The organism is Mesorhizobium sp. M4A.F.Ca.ET.020.02.1.1 (assembly GCF_004022645.1).
GTDB lineage: Bacteria > Pseudomonadota > Alphaproteobacteria > Rhizobiales > Rhizobiaceae > Mesorhizobium.
In genome coordinates this window covers 1-3,413 of record NZ_RZOI01000654.1, presented here as the reverse complement: position 1 = coordinate 3,413, position 3,413 = coordinate 1, and the positions used below count along the sequence as shown (strand labels likewise).

Here is a 3,413-nt window from a genome sequence, read left to right as displayed (position 1 = left end):
AGTGACAGCAGGATCCAGCCTTCGTTGAGCGGCCAGCCGACGACGCGCGCCAACCCGTACCCGGTCAGCGGCTGCAGCATCACGGCAGTCGCCGTGAAGATGGTATCGGCGACCACCACGATGCCGGCGACATGGGCAATGATGCGGGGGTCGCGGGTCCTGACGGCCATCGCCATGAAGAAGGCGATGCCGATGCCGGTTCCGAACAGCACCGTCGAGCCGAGCACATGGACAAGCCGTAGCACGTCTTCCAGCGCCATCAGCGTTCGTCCAGAATGGCAAGGGCCGTGAGCGCCAGCAGGATCGACGGCACCACTTTGACGAGGGGGCCGAGCGGATCGAGCCAGAGCGCGGGCTCCGCGAATGTAGCGGCAAGCAGGTAGGCGAGCGTCAGCACCAGCATGCCGATCAGGGCGCGCCGCGCCCAGGGCCGGAAGAGCACCGCAAGGCCCAGTGCGATGTCGGCAAGACACGTCACCGCCACCATCGCGCCCGCGGCATGGCCAGGCAGGAAACTTGCGAAATGGCTGCGCGCCGCCTCGAATGCCAGGAACGGCGTGAGGCCGGATACCAGCCAGAACAGCGCCAGCGCGACGATGATCGGCGCCTTCAGCAGATAGAGGCGGGCGAACCATAGATCCTGCACGCCCGAAGGGGCGGCGGCGAGCGTCTCGGCCGCCGACGAAAGGCGCTGGTCTGACCCTGGCTGCCGCCGCACTTCGACACCGCCCGCCATCACCGCAAGTGCGGTCGAGCGGAGCGGCGAGCGCCAGCCGAGCCGGCCGGCGAGATCGGCCAGCCACGTCACCGGCCATGCGGCCATCGGCGGAACGGCAAACACAGGAGCCGGGGGCAAGCCGAGCCAGTTGCGATGCAAAAGCACAAGGTCCTTCAGCGTCAGGCCTTCATCGCCGGCGAGCGAGAGGTCCGAGCCGGAGGGCAAGACGCCGCCGATCGCGGCGCTGACTGCGCCGGCGACGTCGTCGAGCGCGACCGTCGTGACCGGGCTGTCGGCGTAAGCCAAAGGGATCGCCAACGGGAAGGCAGCGAGCGCCCTCAACAAGGCGGAGCCGCCATGCGCATTGCGGCCGAGCACCAGCGCCGGCCGCAGGATGACATGGCGCACCCCGCTTGCCGCGAGCGCCCCGTCGGCCCGCCTCTTGGTGTCGAGAAAGGGCAGGTCGGGGCCGGTTCCCGCTGTGTCCGCCGAGATCTGGACGATCAGCAATTCCCGGTCGCGCGCGGCCTCATAGAGAGCGAGCATCGCTTTTTCCTGGGTGGCCGTCAGGTCATCGGCGAGCCCGTCCTGCAGGGCGCCGGCGCAATTGACCACGGCCCGCTGGCCATACAGCGCGGTCTGCCAGTCCACGCTCCGCGTCATGCCGGCGAGATCGGCCTTCAGCCAGCGGACCTGCGGCATCCTCAGCGCCGCGCGCGCCGGCTCGCGTCCAAGCCCCGTGACCTGGTGGCCTTCCCCCGCAAGTCTTCTTGTGACGGCGGACCCGATGAAGCCGGTCGCGCCGAGAATCAGGACGTTCATGCCGGAACTTTAGCTGAAACCACTTCAGCAGAAACCAGGTCGGATGGCTCTCATCCAGGGCACGATCGCCACCGACGCCGTCGCCGCCAAACAGGTGGACTTAAAGCATGACCCCGGAATCGTCGCCGATTTCCGGGGTCATGCACGAGGGGCGCCAGGCGGGGGTTCCGGCGCGCCTCAATGGCCTCCGCCACTACCGCCGGCCTGGTCGGCCGGCTTGCGGATGAACAGGACGAACAGACCGAGCGTAGCGAACAGCACCGTCAGCATGTAGAACACGTCCATGAAGGACAGCAGCGATGCCTGCTGCTGGACCATGCCGGACAGCTTGGAGATCGCCGCCTTGGTGGCGTCGAGACCGGCGGTCTGCTCGAAGTTCATGGTCATGTTCTGCAACTTCTGCTGCGCTTCGGCGCTGCCCCACTGCACGTGCTCGGCGAGCCTGGCATAGTGGAAGGCGTTGCGGTCGATCAGCACCGTGTTGATGACGGCAAGGCCGACGGCGCCGCCGAGGTTGCGGGTCAGGTTGAACAGACCCGACGCATTCTTCAGCCGCTCCGGCGGCAACGTGCCGAGCGCGATGTTGTTGATCGGTACCATGCACAGCATCATCGAGCAGCCGCGCAGGATCTGCGGGATGAGCAGCTCGTAGAAATCCCAGTCGGCGGTGAGATGCGTCATCCACCATGTGCCGGTGGCGAAGCCGAAGAAGCCGATCATCATCATCAGCCTGAGATCGATCTTGTTCGACAGGATGCCGGCAACGGGCGCTGTGAAGAACATCGCCAGGCCGCTGACGAACAGCGCTTCGCCGATCATCATCGAATCGTAGCCGCGGATGCGGCCGAGGAACACCGGATAAAGATAGGTGAGCCCGTAGAGGCCGATGCCGACGACAAAGGAGAACAGCGAGCCGAAGGCGAAGTTGACGTTGGTGAAGGCGCGCAGGTCGACGATCGGCTCCTCGGCGGTGAAGGCGCGCCAGAAGAACAGCACCGCGCCGATGCTCATGACGGCGGCGCAGATGAACACCGCCTGGTCCTGCAGCCAGTCGTTGTTCGGGCCTTCCTCCAGCACATACTCCATGCAGCCGAGGAAGGCAGCCATGCCGGCGAGGCCCCACCAGTCGAACTTCGAGAACAGCTTGAGGTTCGGCTTGTCGAAATCGATCAGCGTCCAGGCCGCCGTCGCCACCAATATGCCGGGCACGACATTGATCAGGAACAGCCAGTGCCAGGACATCGCGTGGCTGATATAGCCGCCGACCGTCGGGCCGATCGTCGGCGCCAGCGTCGCCACTAGGCCGATCATCGGCGAGACGACGGCGCGGCGCGACGGCGGGAAGATGGTGAAGGCGGCCGCGAAGACGCTGGGGATCATGCCGCCGCCGATGAAGCCCTGGATGGCGCGGTAGACGATCATCTGGTCGATGTTGGTGGCGGTCGCGGCCAGCGCGCTGGCCGCGGTGAAGCCGGCGGCAGCGATCGTGAACAGGACCCGCGTCGACAGCATCCGGCTGAGGAAACCGGACAGCGGGATCATCACCACCTCGGCGATCAGATAGGCCGTCTGCACCCACGGGATCTCGTCCGAGCTGGCGCTCAAGCCCGCCTGGATCTCGGCCAGCGAGGCCGAGACGATCTGGATGTCCAGGATCGCCATGAACATGCCGAACACCATCGCCAGGAAGGCGATGACGCGGCGAACCGGCATATGGTCGGCCGGCAGGGCGGGTGCCGCCAGCCGTGCCGGTATCGATCCTGCGGTGACGGTTGCGGTTGCCATGTCATGGCCTCCCTGCAGCAATTCCGGGAAAGGCGCGCGGCGGCTTTCCGTTCGGAATTGCGTCAAAACAAATACTTGGGCTGGCTGG

General features: G+C 66.3%; 3 protein-coding genes. All 3 read right to left on the bottom strand.

Features of this window, described 5'->3' with window-relative positions; all coding sequences use genetic code 11:
* The coding region (locus EN742_RS28660) for a DUF2269 domain-containing protein (protein WP_148670323.1) at positions 1-260 on the bottom strand (260 nt) is incomplete at its 3' end.
* The gene (locus tag EN742_RS28655; RefSeq protein ID WP_126057174.1) at positions 260-1,540 is read right to left on the bottom strand and encodes an SDR family oxidoreductase; all 1,281 of its coding nucleotides are present in this window, start codon (positions 1,538-1,540) and stop codon (positions 260-262) included. The genes EN742_RS28660 and EN742_RS28655, both read right to left, overlap by 1 nt.
* Before the next feature lie 177 nt (positions 1,541-1,717).
* Positions 1,718-3,325, bottom strand: coding sequence for a DHA2 family efflux MFS transporter permease subunit (locus EN742_RS28650; protein WP_126057173.1), 1,608 nt, complete (start codon positions 3,323-3,325; stop codon positions 1,718-1,720).
* Positions 3,326-3,413: the final 88 nt, after the last annotated feature.